The following is a 15,448-nucleotide window of genomic DNA, read 5'->3' as shown; positions in this document are numbered from 1 at the left end:
AACTTGCCCTTGTCCCGGCACGACAGGTATTTCTCCATGACCGCTACCGCCACCCCCTGAACGCGCCCGCATTGATGCTGACGCCCTTACTGAATGCGCGTCCCAAGCACCTTGAGAAACGCCGCAAGCCACGCCGGATGAGCAGGCCAGGCCGGCGCTGTCACCAGGTTGCCGTCCACATGAACCTGGTCCATCGCGATATCGATGAACTGTCCACCCGCCAGACGCACTTCGGGGGCGCACGCCGGGTAGGCACTGCACTCGCGCCCTTCCAGTACCCCGGCCGCAGCCAGCAACTGCGCGCCATGACACACCGCGGCGATAGGCTTGCCCGCATGATCGAACGCCCTGACCAGTTCCAGCACCTTGTCGTTCAGGCGCAGGTATTCCGGCGCCCGCCCGCCCGGGATCAGCAAGGCGTCGTAGCTCTCGGCGCGCACCTGGACGAAGTCGTAGTTCAGGGCGAAGTTATGCCCGGGTTTCTCGCTGTAGGTCTGCTCGCCTTCGAAATCGTGAATCGCCGTGCGCACCGTCTGCCCCGCAACCTTCTCCGGGCAGACCGCATGCACGGTGTGGCCGACCATGAGCAAGGCCTGGAACGGCACCATCGCCTCGTAGTCTTCGACGTAATCGCCCACCAGCATGAGAATCTTCTTCGCCGTCATCGTATCCACTCCTTCGGTAGTCTGGGAACAGTCCCAGCAAGATAGTCCGCTTTGCCCGACCGCGATACGTGCGACTAGTCGCGGCGGTCGAGCAGGTTGGCCACCAGCCGGTCCAGCCAGCCCCATAGGCGTTGTTGCACACGACGCCACAGTGGCCGGGCGTGCCAGCGCGCGAGGTCGACTTCCAGGCTCTGGGCGAAATCGCGCTCGAAGCTGGCGGCCACGGCCGCGCTCAGTGGCGGGTCGATGGCCTCGACATTGGCCTCGAGGTTGAAGCGCAGGTTCCAGTGATCGAAGTTGCACGAGCCGACACTGACCCAGTCGTCCACCAGCACCATCTTCAGGTGCAGGAAGCATGGCTGGTATTCGAAGATCCGCACCCCGGCGCGCAGCAGCCTTGGGTAATAGCGATGTCCGGCATAGCGCACCGCCGGGTGGTCGGTGCGCGGGCCGGTGAGCAGCAGGCGCACGTCGATGCCCTTCTGCGCGGCACGCCGCAGCGAGCGCCGCACGCTGAAGGTCGGCAGGAAGTACGGCGTGGCCAGCCAGATGCGCCGCTGGCCGCTGTTCAGGGCGCGCACCAGCGCATGCAGGATGTCCTTGTGCTGGCGGGCGTCGGCATAGGCCACCCGGCCCATGCCCTGGCCCTGCGCCGGCACCTGGGGCAGGCGCGGCAGTCCGAAGCCCTCGGGCGGGCGCCAGGCGGTGCGGCGCTGGTTGGCGTGCCACTGGCGGTCGAACAACAGTTGCCAGTCGGTGACGATCGGCCCCTCCATGCGCACCATCACTTCGTGCCACTCGCTGGTGTCGGCTTCGGGTGTCCAGAACTCGTCGGTGACCCCGGTACCGCCGACCACCGCCCAGCGCTCGTCCACCAGCAACAGCTTGCGATGATCGCGATAGAGATTGCGCAGGCCCCGGCGCCAGCGCAGGCGGTTGTACCAGCGCAGCTGGACACCCGCCGCCAGCAGGCGCTCACGCAAGACGGAGGTAAAGGCCAGCGAGCCATAGTCGTCGAACAGGCAACGCACCCGCACGCCACGCCGCGCGGCCTGTTCCAGGACCTCGACCACCGCCTCGGCGCACGCCCCGGCCTCGACCAGATAAAGCTCCAGGTCGACCTGATACTCGGCACGCACGATCGCCAGAAGCATGCGCGGGAAGAACTCGGGGCCGTCGATCAGCAGTTCGAACTGGTTGCCATCCCGCCACGGGAAGACCGGCCCCGGCATGTCAGCGGGCGGTGAAGATCAGCACCGCGCTCACCGGCACCGAGGGGTTGATCGACTTGAGCCCGGCCAGCTTGCGCAGGTTCTCCAGGCCCGGCAGGAGACCGAACTCCGAGGCACGCAGGATCAGCGGCTCCAGGGTCACCACCTGGAAACGCCGTTCGTCCAGGCGCGTGGCCAGCAGCAGGGTGTTGTAGCTGCGGGTCTGGCCATGCAGGGTCACGCTCACCGGCAAGCGCAGCTCCAGTTGCGCGCCGTTGGCGAGGTCGTTGATCGGGCGCAGGTCGATCTGTGCCTGCACCGTGGCCTCGGGGAACTGTTCGAAGGCGAACAGGCCGTCACGCATGCGCTCGTCACGCAGCGGGATGCCGCTGCTGATCGAGTCCATCTCGATGCTGACCTCAGCCGCGCCCTTGCGGTCGACCTTGCCATGCAGCACCAGGAAACGGTTGACCTCGGCGATATTGCCATTCTTGCCGGTGACGAAGGACAGGCGCGAGGATTCGCCATCCAGGTGCCAGTTGGCATGGGCGGGCAGGCACAGGGCGAGCAGGAGGGCGGGCAGCAGACGGGACGGCTTGAACATGTGAAATCCTGTGAATCAAGGCCGTCAACCTTACCCGCACGGTTTCACGGCAGCAAGCGGCAGCCTTCGCGGTGACCCTGCCAGGCCGCCTGGTTGCGCCGGCCAAGGCCCTCGGCGGTGACCAGGCGCCGGGGGCTGTCCTCTTTCAGCAGGCCCAAGGGCAGGTACTGGCGCACATAGCCCCGGCAATAGGCCTCAGGGAAACCCATCACGAACCGGCACGAGCAGTACTCTTTCGCCGAGTAGGCCGAAAGGATGCCCGGGAAGTCCGCCAACGCCTGGCGCTCGTGCCAGGCCCAGGCAGACACGGCCAATAACAGCAGGAGCACCACCCGCTTCATGCGCCCTCCCCGGCCACGGCGTCCAGCACCCGCTTGAGCAGTTCGTTGTGGCTGAAGCTGCCATCGCGGTCATCGGCGTAGCGCACGATCACCAGCTTTTGCGTGGGTAGTACATAGAGCGCCTGACCCCAGTGGCCGAGTGCGGCGAACGTATTGCTCGGCGCATCCGGCCACGGCACCGGCTGGCCGGGCAATGGCTGGTTGAGCCACCAGTGCCCGCCGGGGTTGGCCTCGCCCGGCACAGGCTGCGCGGCGCTGAACAAGGTGCGGTTGAACGCCACCCACTCGGCCGGCAGCAACTGTTGCTCGCGCCAGCGCCCGTCACGCTGCATCAGCAGGCCGATGCGCGCCAGATCGCGAGCACTGAGATAGAGGTACGAGGAGCCCACATAAGTGCCTGCGCCATCGCGCTCCCAGACAGCGCTGTCGATCCCCAGCGGCATGAACAGGGCTTGCCAGGGATAGTCGGCATAGCGCTCAGGCGCGAGCATGGCGCGCAGGCTGGCGGCCAGCAGGTTGCTGTCGCCGCTGGAGTAGACGAACTGCGTGCCGGGCGCACTGGCGGCAGGCCTGGCCGCTGTGTAGGCGGCCATGTCGGTGCGGCCACGGGTGTAGAGCATGGCCACCACCGACGACTTCAACGGCGCGTATTCGTAATCTTCCTGCCAGGCCAGGCCACTGGCCCAATGCAGCAGGTCGGCCAGGCGCAACGTTGGGTGCGCCTGCAAGGCCGGGTAATAGCGCAAAGCCGGATCGTCGAGCTGGAAGCGCCTTTCGCCGTAGGCAACGCCCATGACCGTGGCCAGCACGCTCTTGCTCACCGACCAGGTCAGGTGCGCAGTGTCGACACGGGTTGGCTCGGCGTAGCGCTCATGCAGAATGCGGCCATCGCGGATGATCAACAGCGCATCGGTGCGAATGCCGCCGCGCTCGGTATCGTGTGGCGCGAAGGCGTAGGTGTCTACGGTTTGCCAGTTGATAACGGCGTTATCGACTGGCCACTGCGCCGAGGGCCAGTCTTCGGCCAAGGCCGGGGCTGTGGTCATGGCCAGGGCAAGCATCACTGCCTTCATGGAGAGTCCTGCAAGGGGCTGCTTTGCAGCCCATCGCGGCTGAAGCCGCTCCTACAAAGGTTGCGCATGGCCTGTAGGAGCCGCTTCAGCCGCGATGGGGCGCACAGTGGCCCAGGTTCAAAGGTGCCCACAGCCTCTCAGGCTTTCATGACAGTCCGGCGGCACTCCAGGCCTTGGCCAGGCGCTTGTCACGGGCGGCGCCGGCCAGCGCCAGCAGGCCCTGGTCGCGTTGCCACAACTGCGCCCAGTGCTCCGGCCCTGCGGCCAACGCCTGGTCGATCTCGCCTCGCAAATCGTGGAACTGAGCAAACAGGCCTCCCAGCAGCAAATGGCAGGCCACACTGTCCGGGCATTGCCGACTGCCCTCGGCGCACCCGGCGAGCAGGCCGATCAGCTTCAGGCGCAGGGCCTGCGGCCAGGCGCACTCCTGGGCTACGCCATGCAGCCAGGCCACCAGCGCGGCGAGCACATACAGGTCCTCGAGAGAGCGGAACGGCTTGACGTAGGCATCCCAGCCATCACCGGCCAGCAACTCGCACGCGGCATCCTTGAGCTGCAGGCGGCCATGCCCCACTTCGGGCATCAACGGCAGTGTCGGCAAGGCTTCGAGGCTGACCCCCGGCTCGCCCGGATAGACCACCGCCAGTTGCAAGCGCGGCGCCTCGCCCGCGCCTTCGTGACGAGCGGCCACCAGCAGCCATTCGGCGTCCAGCCCAGCGGTGACGAAGTCCTTGTTGCCGGTCAGGCGCAGGCCGTCCAGCCGGGTGTACATGTCCGCCGGGCGCACGCTGCGCCGCTCGGTGGCACACAACGCGCCCAGGCTGGCCGGAGCGCTGGGCCATAGGACCCGCAGCGCCGCCTGGTAGCCGAGCAGGAACGCCAGCCCGGGAGTGGCCATGGCCCGCCCGCCCAGCACCGCCAGCTCGAACGGCGCCACCGTGCCCAGGCGCTCGAGCACCGCCGCATAGGTTTCACCGAGGGGCGCCGCCAGCGGGTGGCGCAAGGGGTCGTTGAGTCGTTGCAACCAGGCCATCGCAAGCTCCTTTCAGGGGTGTCACGCAAGCATCACCAAAGATTCACGGGAGTGACACCGGGCGTACCTAGGCTGACTTTGCACAACAAAGCCGACCGGCCGCAACCCTTTGGCTGGCTTATGGAGACTCACGATGACCCGGATCGCTCGCTCTGGCGACACCAGCACTGAACGCCGTCTGCAAGCCGAACGCCTGGTCGGCGCCGCGGCCCTGCAGGAAGCACAGGCCCTGCGTTTCAAGGTGTTCAGCGCCGAATTCAAGGCCAAGCTCAAGGGCGCCGAACACGGCCTGGACATGGACGACTACGACATCCACTGCCGCCACATCGGCGTGCGCGACCTGGCCACCGGTCAACTGGTCGCCACCACCCGCCTGCTCGATCACCAGGCCGCCAGCAGCCTCGGCCGCTTCTATAGCGAAGAGGAGTTCAGCCTGCACGGCCTGTTGCAGTTGCAGGGCCCGATCCTCGAACTGGGCCGTACCTGCGTCGACCCGGCCTACCGCAACGGCGGCACCATCGCCGTGCTCTGGAGCGAATTGGCCGAGGTGCTCAATGAGGGCCGCTACAGCTACCTGATGGGCTGTGCCAGCATCCCCATGCAGGACGGCGGCGTGCAGGCCCATGCGATCATGCAGCGCCTGCGCGAACGCTACCTGTGCACCGAGCACCTGCGTGCCGAACCGAAGAACCCGCTGCCCAGCCTGCCGCTGCCGAACAACGTCATCGCCGAAATGCCGCCGCTGCTCAAGGCCTACATGCGCCTGGGCGCGAAGATCTGCGGCGAGCCGTGCTGGGACGAGGACTTCCAGGTCGCCGACGTGTTCATCCTGCTCAAGCGCGACGACCTCTGCCCACGCTATGCCCGTCACTTCAAGGCGGCGGTCTGATGCCGCGCATACGGGCCGCTGCCCGCCTGCTGCGGCTGTTCCTGGTACTGGCCCTGGGGCTGGCCATGGCCAGTGTCATCGCCCTGGGCGAGCGTCTGGGGCTGAGCGCCTCGATAGAACAGCGCCAACGCTGGACACGGATGTTCATGGGGCGCCTGGTCGCCGCCCTGCCCTTCGAAGTGCAGGTCAGGGGCGAGCTGCCGCAACAGCCGATGCTGTGGGTCTGCAACCATGTGTCGTGGACCGACATCCCACTGCTCGGCATGCTCACCCCGCTGTCGTTCCTGTCCAAGGCCGAGGTGCGCCACTGGCCGCTGGCCGGCTGGCTGGCCGAGAAGGCCGGGACCCTGTTCATTCGTCGCGGAGGCGGCGATGCCCAGCGCCTGCGCGAGCAGATCAGCGAACAACTGGGCGAGCAACGCCCTCTATTGATATTCCCCGAAGGCACCACCACGGACGGTCGCAGCCTGCGCACCTTCCATGGGCGCCTGCTGGCCGGAGCAATCGACCAGAACACGCCAGTACAGCCGGTGGCAATCCAGTACCTGCGCGCAGGCCAGACCGATCCGATCGCGCCGTTCATTGGCGAGGACGACCTGGTTTCCCATTTGATGCGGCTGTTCGCACAGGACCGCGGACAAGTGCTGATCCACCTGTTGCCGCCAATCGGCAGCGCGGGCAAGGAACGCGCGGTACTGGCTTTCGAAGCGCAACAGGCGGTCCATCTGGCGCTTTTCGGCGCCGAGAACGTCGAGGTCGCACCGAGGCGACAGGCTCGGGCAGCCTGAGTCCGCGATTGCCGACTCAAGCCGATTGCTGTCCCCGGGCAAATGCCTGCAACTGCGGATAGAACTCGCGAAAGTCCGCCAGCAACGGCTCGTACAACCGCTCCAGTTCCACCATCACCCCAGCTATCCCCTCAGGTCGTGACAGGCGCCGGGCAATCCCGGCAAACACCTGCTCCAGGGTGGCGAAATCGCCATACGCTCCCAGCCAGTCGTCGGCCGCCATCACCGGCGCGATGCGCGCCAACCGCCCCGGCAACTCCGGCTCGGCGAGCAATACCTTGTAGAAATCATCGGTGAATTGCGCCAGCGGCTGTTCGGCATACGCCGCCCAGTGCCGCGCCAGACAGTGGTCGAAGAACACATCCACGACGATCCCGGCGAACCGCCGCCGCTCGCGCGGGAAACGCGCCAGCGCCGCCAGCACCAGTGGGTGGCTGTCGGTGTAGCGATCAATGTGCCGGTGCAGCCGAATAGAAGCCTCCAGCACAGGCGGGAAGCGCCCGGCGAGCTCGCCTTTGACGAAATCGCCATACAGGCTGCCAAGCAGTTGCTGCGGCGCGGGGCCGCCCAGATGAAGGTGCGCGAGATAATTCATGGCGCCAGTCTAGCACCGCTGGCGACTATATCGTCACAAGACGATATAGCTATCAAGACTTGCCTTATGACCACTTCATATTTGTATATCGCGATGCAGCGATTTATATTTCGCTCCATCGCGATATACCGCTACACGCCACGAGCCCAACCATGCCCCTCGATCTCGACGAAATAATAAAAGCCCTGGCCCACCCGGTCCGGCGAGACATCCTCAACTGGCTGAAAGACCCGGCCGCGCAGTTCCCCGAGCAGCACCACAGCACCGAACACGGTGTGTGTGCCGGGCAGATCGACCAGCGCTGCGGCCTGTCGCAGTCGACCGTGTCCGCTCACCTGGCCACCCTGCAGCGCGCCGGCCTGATCAGCAGCCAGAAGATCGGCCAATGGCATTTCTTCAAACGCAACGAGGCGACCATCAAGGCGTTCCTCGAGCAAATGAGCCAAGAGCTCTGACCTGATCCAAGCGAGGCTTCGCACATGACTACGTTGTTCGACCCGATCACCCTGGGCGACCTGGAACTGCCCAACCGCATCATCATGGCCCCGCTGACCCGTTGCCGCGCCGACGAAGGCCGCGTGCCCAATGCGCTGATGGCCGAATACTACGTGCAGCGCGCCAGCGCCGGCCTGATTCTCAGCGAAGCAACCTCGGTCACGCCAATGGGCGTCGGCTATCCGGATACCCCCGGGATCTGGAACGACCAGCAGGTACGTGGCTGGCACAACGTGACCAAGGCCATCCACGGCGCGGGCGGGCGCATCTTCCTGCAACTGTGGCACGTCGGGCGCATCTCCCACCCGTCGTACCTCAACGGTGAACTACCGGTGGCCCCCAGCGCGATCCAGCCCAAGGGCCATGTCAGCCTGGTGCGCCCGCTCAGTGACTACCCGACCCCGCGCGCGCTGGAAACCGAAGAGATCGCCGACATCGTCGAGGCCTACCGCAGCGGCGCCGAGAACGCCAAGGCCGCCGGTTTCGACGGCGTGGAGATCCACGGTGCCAACGGCTACCTGCTCGACCAGTTCCTGCAGAGCAGCACCAACCAGCGCACCGACCGTTATGGCGGCTCGCTGGAGAACCGCGCGCGGTTGCTGCTGGAAGTGACCGATGCCGCCATCGAGGTGTGGGGCCCAGGCCGTGTGGGTGTGCACCTGGCGCCACGGGCCGATGCCCATGACATGGGCGACGCTGACCGTGCCGAGACATTCAGCTATGTGGCCCGGGAACTGGGCAAACGCGGCATCGCCTTCATCTGCTCGCGGGAAAAAGCGGCTGACGACAGCATCGGTCCGCTGATCAAGGCAGCGTTCGGCGGCCCCTACATCGTCAACGAGCGCTTTGACAAGGCCGGCGCCAACGCTGCCCTGGCCAGCGGTAAAGCCGATGCAGTGGCCTTCGGCATTCCGTTCATCGCCAACCCCGACCTGCCAGCGCGCCTGGCTGCCGATGCACCGCTCAATGCGCCGCATCCGGAGACGTTCTATGGCAAAGGCCCGGTTGGGTATATCGACTACCCACGGATGTAGGGGAATGCAGGACTTGTAGAAGCGGGCTTGCCCGCTTCTACAAGTGGATACCTGCGAACGATCAGAAGTTGTAGCGCAAGCCCAGGTTCACCCCGTACGGCTGCTCGATATGCTCGCCATTGCTGTACTGGAACTCGCCATGCAGCTGCAACACTTCCGAGACCTGCGCCACCAGGCCCACTGCCACCTCGCCTCGGGTACCGGAGAGGTCGTTGGTGAAGTGGTTGTTGTTGACCTTGACCTTGTTGCTGTTGATGAACTCGTGGGCCGCCGCCACCTTGAGGTACGGTTGCAGGATGCTGCCATTGTCCAGCGCCAGGCTGCGCCCGACCTGCGCACCGACCTCGCCAAGCACCGAGTTGGCGCCATCGCTCTCGGCCCGCAGGCCGTTGTCCAGGGTATAGCTGTCGCCATCGACCCACAAAGCGGACAGCTGGGTGAACGGCTCGACATACCAGCCATCGTCCAGCTTGAAGTGCCGACCAACCTCAACCGAGGCCCCGAGACCGTCGTTGTGATACTCGCCCTTGGTCTTGCGACCATCGCTCATCACCACATCGTTGCGGTTACGGAAACGGTTGTACTTGAGCACGGCGTCGATGTAGTAGCCACTGTCGGCCATCCAGGTGCTGTAGGCGCCGACATAGTAACTTTTGATCTTGCCGGAAGAGCCGAGGCTGTAATCCAGGCCCGACTCGCTGTAGCCGCCCATCACCCCGAGCAACCAACGGCCATCGTAGCCAGGCAAGGTGCCGTCGGCGCCGAAGCTTACACCGTTCTGGTCCTGCTGGTAGGCCACGGCGCTACCCGCCGACAGGTTGTAGCGGTTGCCATAGCTGCGCATCCACAAGCCCTGGCCCTGGCCCAGGCGCAGTTCGCCCATGCGGCTGCGCAGCGACGACAGCTCGCCATACCACACGGTCGGCGCGGCGCTGAACATGCCCAACACCGCATGGGCACTCGGGGTCAGCACGTTGCCGGGCTTCTGCTTCAGGTACCAGTTGTCCTCACCGTCGCCTTTTTCCAAGGTGTAGAGGAAGGTGCCGAAATCGATCTCGTGCAACAGGCCAAACGTGGCATCACCGCCACCGGTCTCGACTATGCGATGTGGCGCCTGCCCTTCCACCGGGTCAACACCGGTGCTGGCGATGCTCAGTTGATGATTGCCCTCTGCCGCGCCAGTTACTTTCAGCAAGTCGCCGGTGCCGCTGGCCAGGTCGATGCCCAACACGAACACGCCCGAACCCTCGAGGCTGTCGAGTGTCAGCGTCTTGAAACCGGGCGTGGTATCCCGGTCGGTGAAATCGACGGTGCCGTCGTCCAGCGAGAGGTTGCCCACCTGCGCATCCTGGGTCATGGCCCAGCGACCGCCGCTCTCAAGCGTCAGGCTCTCCACGTTCACCAGGTTACCCCTGAGCGACGCCCCGTTGCGAAACAGCAGATTGGCCGTACTGGTGCCGTCGACAACCACGTCCCCGGACAACTGGCTGTTGTCTGCCGTGAAGTCGGCGGTCATGCCACGGGTGACCTCGAGGATGTTGCCATTGCCGCCGATGAGCCGGCTGTTGTTGCCCACGAGGATGTTTACCGTGCCTTTGTTGCCATCCGCGGAATCGCGCACAATGATGGCACTCCCCGTCTTGCCTTCGACGGTCGAGCCGTCCAGGGTCATGCTCGAGTCACTACCGCCAGTGGCCGTGGTGCCCTGGCGCAATTGCACCCCCTGGGTCTGTCCGGTAATGACCGAGCCTTGCAACGCGTTCAGAGTGCCGCCTAGCATGAAGGCACCGACCCCGGTCCTGCCGGTAAGGGCCGCAGCGGACAGGCTCAGGGTACTGCCCCCCGTGAACGACGCACCATTGTTGCCGACGATGGTGCCGCCTTGCACCTGCATGCTCGACTGGGTGTTGCCCGACACGCCGAAGGTTCCCCCGGAAACGGTCGCATCGACCAGGGCCGCACTGCTCTCGTCAGACAGGGCGACCCCCACCTGGGTGCCGCTACCGGCCACTTCCCCACCATTGACGACGAGAGTCGAACGGCTGCGCACATCGATGCCCTGCGTACTCCCCGTGGCAGTGACTTCCAAGGCCCCGCGGTTGCGCACCATATAGTCGTCCGCCACCGGGCCGCTGACCACTTCGGAACGGTTGTCGATAATCTGCGTTGCCTCGACCGCCCCGGTACTTGCCATCACCGCCAGGCCGACGGCGAGGCTCAGGGGTACTCTAGCGTGCTTTACCTTCATGTTGTTCTCCCGTCCCAGTTTCTCACCCGTGCTACCGAAAAGTTGAAATCAGCCACCTGGATGTAGCCAATTGGCCGCAGTCTCGACAAAAAAGGTAAAAACCTATGTAGGAGAATTCCTGTTTTTATATAGGCAAACACTGCCCCTTCTTACCAGTGCCCAGCACATCGCCGTGGCAATTGATATCAGTCGGGTTGGAATGACTTTACTTGGGAATACAACCTTGAACCGTCTACTTCGATGGAGTAACTGGCGAACACTTTCTTGCGTCTGTCAGTCTGGGGCCAGGCCGGATTCACCTTTATCAGGAAGGATCGCCCGTCCTTGTACACATCGAGAGTGGCCTCGCGCAGGGTGGGCTCAATTGCCGGATCCACTTCCCAGCGGATCTCGACTTTGTCTCCCTCTTTGATATTGGGATAGTTGAGGTTGAACCTTGGATTGTCTCCCCCGGAAGACAGGTACCCGGGGGCCGGTAGCTCCAGCGCCTGGGCAAGCACGGTCAACGCCAGGGCCTCCGACGTTGCCTCGGGCGGCTCACCACCACGCTCGACGAGGTACTTGACGTCAACCGTTGTTCCGATCGAGTCCAGCAACACCACCCGTGGCAACTGGAACACCACATCCCCAGGGGCTGTGATCACTTGCCACGGCATTTGGTAGGGGAAGTTCGGGCCGGTCCAGACCACTGCCACCTTGTCGCCAGTCGCCATGCCGGAGTATCGCGGAACCGTAACTTTCACATGTGACGCATTGGCAAAATCCTTATGGAAATCGAGCTGGTCGTTATCGTCCCCGAACGCCTTCTCCACCGAGGGGCGTCGCAAGTCGACCGGCACCACCAGTTTGCACGGGGCAGACTCGAACTTGGCGCCCCCCTTGGCGGTCAGTGCGTAGAACAACTCGAGCGTCCCGCCCACCAACTCGAGTACCAGGTCCTTCTCGACGAGGTGCTCGATATCGCCGACGCGTTCCACGGGCAAAGTCCAATCATGGTCGTGAGTAGCGCCATCCGCAGCAGTGCCTTTCCACCACACCGACACTTCGTCACCCACGGCCATATGTGCGTAGGCAGCGATGCGAATGGTTACGCCGTCGTCCGGCACATCATGCGGGTCGAGCCCCCCGCGACTGGCTTCATCCACACTGGGCGCGTCGAGTTCAAGGTTGCCCGATACAGTGATTTCCAGAACATGCGACTTGCGCCCCGCCTGGTCGTTGACCTGGTACTCCAACAATGCGCCCCCTTGCAATGCGGCGACCGCCAAGTCATTTTTCAACTCGAGCTCAATGCCGGCGGTGACTTCCTGCTGGGTCACGGTATGGGGTTGGTCTACGGGGTCCAGGCGCTCCTGCTTGGCATTGACACCCGTCCAGGTCAGCTTCAGCTGATCGCCGGCTGTAATATCGCGGTAAGGTTCAATCCTGACTTTGAGCGGCGTACCCTCCAGGGCGTTGAAATCGATGTTGCCGTCCTCGTCGGCATCCAAGGCCACCGGCGCGTCCAGGGTACGCTCGGCAAGATCCACCTTGGCGTAGGCCTCTCGCGACCACAGCGAGCGATTATTGACCTCGTCGCGAATTTCATAGCGAACGATGAGCTGTTCGACACTGCCGACCTCTTCGATGATGTCCTGGCCGACCGTGACAGGGAAAGAATCCGCGCCTGAAGGCACCGGCCCCTTTATGGATTTGCCATGCCATTGGAGCTCGTAGCAATCGTTCGGCCCACGATTGGGGTAGCCGCCCATGATGATGGCCTCTACTCCCTTGGCAGCCTGGTCAGCATCGATGAAAGGCGGGATGCCCCCCGGCATATCCAGGTTCTCGTTGAAGGAGGTGCTGGGATCGGGGTCGACACCGCCGGGCAAGCTGCGCTTGACCATGACATCAAGCTTTAACGAATCGTCCTCCTGCTCACCGATATCGTCTTTCCACTTGTACCAGACGACGCCAGCACCGTCGGGAATCTTCGACGGTGGTACGTCGAAATCAAGATAGGTACCGGATTCGATACCGAGTGCCTGCGCCTTGCGAACTCGCTTGACCACCGACGGGCTTACCGTCTTGCGCTCTATTTCATCGTCGTTCCAATACAGCGTGACGAGGTCGTTCGGTTGCATGTGGATTGCCAGCACTTGGACCTTCAACGGCGACTGCTCATCATCCAGCAAGCGCAAGCCAATCCCCCTGCCCTTAAAAGCCTGAGGGATCACAGGTTCAGGCAGTTGCGCGACGTGTTTACCGACAGCGGGGCGATTGCGCGACAGTTCTTCGGACATGGCCTTTGCCTCCCAGGTAGTGCCCCCTGGCGAGCAGGCGCTCGCCAGGGATATGGCTTCAGAAGCGTTGAGTGGGAATTGGGCAATTATCCTGCCCAGCCTCACGCACGGAGACTGGCGTAGGTTGATGCGCCGCCGCCACCGAGCCGAAAACGTTACTGGCGGTGTAGCTCACGTGCAGGTGACCTCGACAAACCATGTAGGCATATTGGCGCTTGAGCGCCAGCACTACCTCACCCTCGTCAATATGGTGCTGCTCGATGCGGAACGACGGCCCGCTCACCGGGAAGCCGGGAATCGGATCTTCTGGCATCCCAAGGCCGCGCTTTCCATCGACCGTGATCACGATCACATCGCCGGGCGCCATACCTTTGTAGCCAGCGATACGCACCGGCAGCTCTCGTTGTGCCTCCTCCCGGCCAATGGCACCGTTGCCATTCAGTTTGGTGAACTCCAGCGAAGGCAGTGGCCCCCCTTGCCCCGGCAACTCGTCAGCGCGCAGGACCTCGACCAGCTTCGGGGGTGAAAACGAGGTGTTTTCCGGCCCTCCTGTTTCAGTTTCCCGGGTGACTGCATAGGCCATTACCACTTGGCCGCTGGGCTCGGCACCCAACAACGCTGCTGGCACCGCACGGACGATAGGTAGCTGCTCAGACGCCTCGTGCGCAGTGACCGAATCGAGCGGATGAGGCGATTGGTTCCCCCACCACAGTGCGAGTTTGTCCCCCTCGGCCAGGACTTCCCTAGCACTGAGCCCCTCCCACGCAATGGTAACCTCGGCGCCTGCCGCGACATCCTCGGGATCCAGCTTGTCGTCCTGGCCTGAGCTACCACCTTTGATCGTGGCGGGCACCAGGTCGTCATGCCCGGGCGTTTCCGGATCAGGGTCGGGGCCACCTGGCACCCGTAGATCGACCTCTACATTCGCGGCGCCATCCGATGTACCGATCAACGAACCGGCTCGCCACAGTTCATAGGCAACGGCCACCGGGCCGTACTCCGTTTCCGCGCTGGTCAGCGGGTAGGGCAGCTTGAGCACCATCAGTGGATCCGGCGCTGGCGGAATCTGGTTGACCCGCTGCGGCGCGTCACGTTGGCTCCCCCACAACACGACGATCTCGTCACCCACCGCGACGCTGGTGATCTGGGGAACATGCACGTCCACACCCGCCCGGGCATCCGCCTCGAGGACAGGTGGATCACCGCCAGCATCGAAACCTGGCACTTCGGGAACCGGCAGCAGGTCCGGGATATCCGTCAACAGCAACTCGAGCGTGTCGTGCGGGACCGAAGCCAGCGACACGTTCCCCGCCCGGTCGGTCGACTGGTAGGTGAAGGTGATGGGTTTTCTGTCGTCCAACTTCTGCAAGTCGATCAAAGGCAATGGCACGGTAGTGGGATCAGTTGCGCTAAAAACGGTGATCGGCCCGATCGGTACCTTGTTGGTACCATCGGTCATGGTGACCACGATCTGGTCACCCACCTGCTGCGACACATATCCCTTGACCTCGGTATCCAACAGGCCGGAGGTGAAGTCTCCCACCAGAATGCGCCTTCTCTCCTCCACCACCTTGGGAAACTGCAGTTTGGCCAAGGCTCCATCGCTGCCTCCCGGAGCCTCTCGGTCGATGCGCACAAGGCGCCGGGGCCCTAAATCCCAACGGTCATCCGGGAACGGTTGTACGTCATAGCCCAGGCGAAACCGCGCATCCTCTCCATCAGCCACCGAGGCCCAATACGTGGCAGGCACGCTGAGCTCGAATTTAAAATCAGGGTTTGCCTGTTCTGCCTGAGCTATGGAGTGGAAAGCGCCAGGAATGTTATCGAGACGCACGTCGTCCCATGTCAATGCGATGATGTAATCGACCTCGGACTCTGGCCAGTTCGGTACCTTTACCTTTAGCGCGTCTTCTTGCTTGGTTTTAGGCAGCAATTCCATCTTTCCGGTACCGTCATCAATCAGATCTTCAACAATGGCCTCGCCCATCGCGAGTTTCGGAAAAACCAGCGTCGAAGTCTTCTTTACTTTTGCGCTGCTGATCAACGGGTGAGCAGGCGTATTCATGGCAACCTCCCCTTGCATTTGGCGTGTTCAGGCGTGTGCTGTTGTGAGCGTGGATTGCGCGGTACCTGAATGTAGGCTCCACCCCGGTGTCATTGGCCCGGATGATGCTCAGCTCCGGATGACGC

14 protein-coding genes are annotated in these 15,448 nt (G+C 63.7%); 4 read left to right on the top strand and 10 right to left on the bottom strand.

Going from position 1 to position 15,448, the window contains the following annotated elements:
• Positions 1–86: 86 nt before the first annotated feature.
• The 6 genes from LU688_RS05045 to LU688_RS05020 all read right to left on the bottom strand — a co-directional run bounded on the left by LU688_RS05045 (position 87) and on the right by LU688_RS05020 (position 4,927).
• Positions 87–665, bottom strand: a complete 579-nt coding sequence (locus LU688_RS05045) for a DJ-1/PfpI family protein (RefSeq protein WP_094010183.1) — start codon at positions 663–665, stop codon at positions 87–89.
• A 74-nt stretch (positions 666–739) separates the two neighbouring features.
• Positions 740–1,897 carry a phospholipase D-like domain-containing protein gene (locus LU688_RS05040; protein WP_094010184.1) on the bottom strand — a complete coding sequence of 386 codons (1,158 nt, stop codon included), beginning with the start codon at positions 1,895–1,897 and terminating at the stop codon, positions 740–742.
• Between the two features lies 1 nt (position 1,898).
• A complete protein-coding gene (locus LU688_RS05035; protein WP_023632820.1) occupies positions 1,899–2,480 on the bottom strand; it encodes a YceI family protein in 582 nt (193 codons plus the stop codon).
• Positions 2,481–2,524: 44 nt separating this feature from the next.
• The gene (locus LU688_RS05030) at positions 2,525–2,821 is read right to left on the bottom strand and encodes an amidase (RefSeq protein ID WP_094010185.1); all 297 of its coding nucleotides are present in this window, start codon (positions 2,819–2,821) and stop codon (positions 2,525–2,527) included.
• Positions 2,818–3,894: a serine hydrolase domain-containing protein gene (locus LU688_RS05025; protein ID WP_094010186.1), complete on the bottom strand. Its 1,077-nt coding sequence runs from the start codon at positions 3,892–3,894 to the stop codon at positions 2,818–2,820. Before LU688_RS05025 ends, LU688_RS05030 begins: the two co-directional genes overlap by 4 nt.
• Positions 3,895–4,039: 145 nt before the next feature.
• Positions 4,040–4,927 (bottom strand): acyl-CoA dehydrogenase middle domain-containing protein, encoded by an 888-nt coding sequence (locus tag LU688_RS05020; RefSeq protein WP_094010187.1) that lies wholly within the window; start codon positions 4,925–4,927, stop codon positions 4,040–4,042.
• A 133-nt stretch (positions 4,928–5,060) separates the two neighbouring features.
• Here LU688_RS05020 and olsB point away from each other — a divergent pair, with 133 nt between their 5' ends.
• Positions 5,061–5,816 (top strand): L-ornithine N(alpha)-acyltransferase, encoded by a 756-nt coding sequence (gene olsB, locus LU688_RS05015; RefSeq protein ID WP_038705508.1) that lies wholly within the window; start codon positions 5,061–5,063, stop codon positions 5,814–5,816.
• Positions 5,816–6,604, top strand: a complete 789-nt coding sequence (locus tag LU688_RS05010) for a lysophospholipid acyltransferase family protein (RefSeq protein ID WP_094010188.1) — start codon at positions 5,816–5,818, stop codon at positions 6,602–6,604. The genes olsB and LU688_RS05010 overlap by 1 nt, the downstream gene beginning before the upstream one ends.
• A gap of 16 nt (positions 6,605–6,620) precedes the next feature.
• Here LU688_RS05010 and LU688_RS05005 read toward each other — a convergent pair whose 3' ends face one another.
• Positions 6,621–7,199, bottom strand: coding sequence for an acyl carrier protein phosphodiesterase (locus LU688_RS05005; protein WP_094010189.1), 579 nt, complete (start codon positions 7,197–7,199; stop codon positions 6,621–6,623).
• Between the two features lie 152 nt (positions 7,200–7,351).
• Between LU688_RS05005 and LU688_RS05000 the strand changes: the two genes are divergently transcribed.
• On the top strand, positions 7,352–7,654 hold the full coding sequence (locus tag LU688_RS05000) for an ArsR/SmtB family transcription factor (RefSeq protein WP_023628827.1): 303 nt from the start codon (positions 7,352–7,354) through the stop codon (positions 7,652–7,654).
• Between the two features lie 24 nt (positions 7,655–7,678).
• Positions 7,679–8,728 carry an alkene reductase gene (locus LU688_RS04995; protein ID WP_094010190.1) on the top strand — a complete coding sequence of 350 codons (1,050 nt, stop codon included), beginning with the start codon at positions 7,679–7,681 and terminating at the stop codon, positions 8,726–8,728.
• Between the two features lie 61 nt (positions 8,729–8,789).
• Here LU688_RS04995 and LU688_RS04990 read toward each other — a convergent pair whose 3' ends face one another.
• From LU688_RS04990 to LU688_RS04980, 3 genes are all read right to left on the bottom strand, one after another.
• On the bottom strand, positions 8,790–10,976 hold the full coding sequence (locus LU688_RS04990) for an autotransporter outer membrane beta-barrel domain-containing protein (protein ID WP_232888265.1): 2,187 nt from the start codon (positions 10,974–10,976) through the stop codon (positions 8,790–8,792).
• 185 nt (positions 10,977–11,161) lie between these two features.
• Positions 11,162–13,258 carry a hypothetical protein gene (locus tag LU688_RS04985; protein ID WP_094010192.1) on the bottom strand — a complete coding sequence of 699 codons (2,097 nt, stop codon included), beginning with the start codon at positions 13,256–13,258 and terminating at the stop codon, positions 11,162–11,164.
• A 58-nt stretch (positions 13,259–13,316) separates the two neighbouring features.
• Complete coding sequence (locus LU688_RS04980) at positions 13,317–15,323, bottom strand: hypothetical protein (protein ID WP_143067515.1); 2,007 nt, start codon at positions 15,321–15,323, stop codon at positions 13,317–13,319.
• Positions 15,324–15,448: the final 125 nt, after the last annotated feature.

The organism is Pseudomonas soli (assembly GCF_021283165.2).
Lineage (GTDB): Bacteria > Pseudomonadota > Gammaproteobacteria > Pseudomonadales > Pseudomonadaceae > Aquipseudomonas > Aquipseudomonas soli.
Note: the sequence above shows the minus strand (reverse complement) of the source record. Positions and strands in the feature narration are given on the sequence as shown.

What these genes read in the sequence shown, in the direction of transcription:
- LU688_RS05035 (WP_023632820.1), bottom strand. Translation starts at nt 2,480, where the DNA reads ATGTTCAAGCCGTCCCGTCTGCTGCCCGCCCTCCTGCTCGCCCTGTGC.
- olsB (WP_038705508.1), top strand. Translation starts at nt 5,061, where the DNA reads ATGACCCGGATCGCTCGCTCTGGCGACACCAGCACTGAACGCCGTCTG.
- LU688_RS04995 (WP_094010190.1), top strand. Translation starts at nt 7,679, where the DNA reads ATGACTACGTTGTTCGACCCGATCACCCTGGGCGACCTGGAACTGCCC.
- LU688_RS05010 (WP_094010188.1), top strand. Translation starts at nt 5,816, where the DNA reads ATGCCGCGCATACGGGCCGCTGCCCGCCTGCTGCGGCTGTTCCTGGTA.
- LU688_RS05005 (WP_094010189.1), bottom strand. Translation starts at nt 7,199, where the DNA reads ATGAATTATCTCGCGCACCTTCATCTGGGCGGCCCCGCGCCGCAGCAA.
- LU688_RS04985 (WP_094010192.1), bottom strand. Translation starts at nt 13,258, where the DNA reads ATGTCCGAAGAACTGTCGCGCAATCGCCCCGCTGTCGGTAAACACGTC.
- LU688_RS04990 (WP_232888265.1), bottom strand. Translation starts at nt 10,976, where the DNA reads ATGAAGGTAAAGCACGCTAGAGTACCCCTGAGCCTCGCCGTCGGCCTG.
- LU688_RS05025 (WP_094010186.1), bottom strand. Translation starts at nt 3,894, where the DNA reads ATGAAGGCAGTGATGCTTGCCCTGGCCATGACCACAGCCCCGGCCTTG.
- LU688_RS05045 (WP_094010183.1), bottom strand. Translation starts at nt 665, where the DNA reads ATGACGGCGAAGAAGATTCTCATGCTGGTGGGCGATTACGTCGAAGAC.
- LU688_RS05030 (WP_094010185.1), bottom strand. Translation starts at nt 2,821, where the DNA reads ATGAAGCGGGTGGTGCTCCTGCTGTTATTGGCCGTGTCTGCCTGGGCC.
- LU688_RS05020 (WP_094010187.1), bottom strand. Translation starts at nt 4,927, where the DNA reads ATGGCCTGGTTGCAACGACTCAACGACCCCTTGCGCCACCCGCTGGCG.
- LU688_RS04980 (WP_143067515.1), bottom strand. Translation starts at nt 15,323, where the DNA reads ATGAATACGCCTGCTCACCCGTTGATCAGCAGCGCAAAAGTAAAGAAG.
- LU688_RS05040 (WP_094010184.1), bottom strand. Translation starts at nt 1,897, where the DNA reads ATGCCGGGGCCGGTCTTCCCGTGGCGGGATGGCAACCAGTTCGAACTG.
- LU688_RS05000 (WP_023628827.1), top strand. Translation starts at nt 7,352, where the DNA reads ATGCCCCTCGATCTCGACGAAATAATAAAAGCCCTGGCCCACCCGGTC.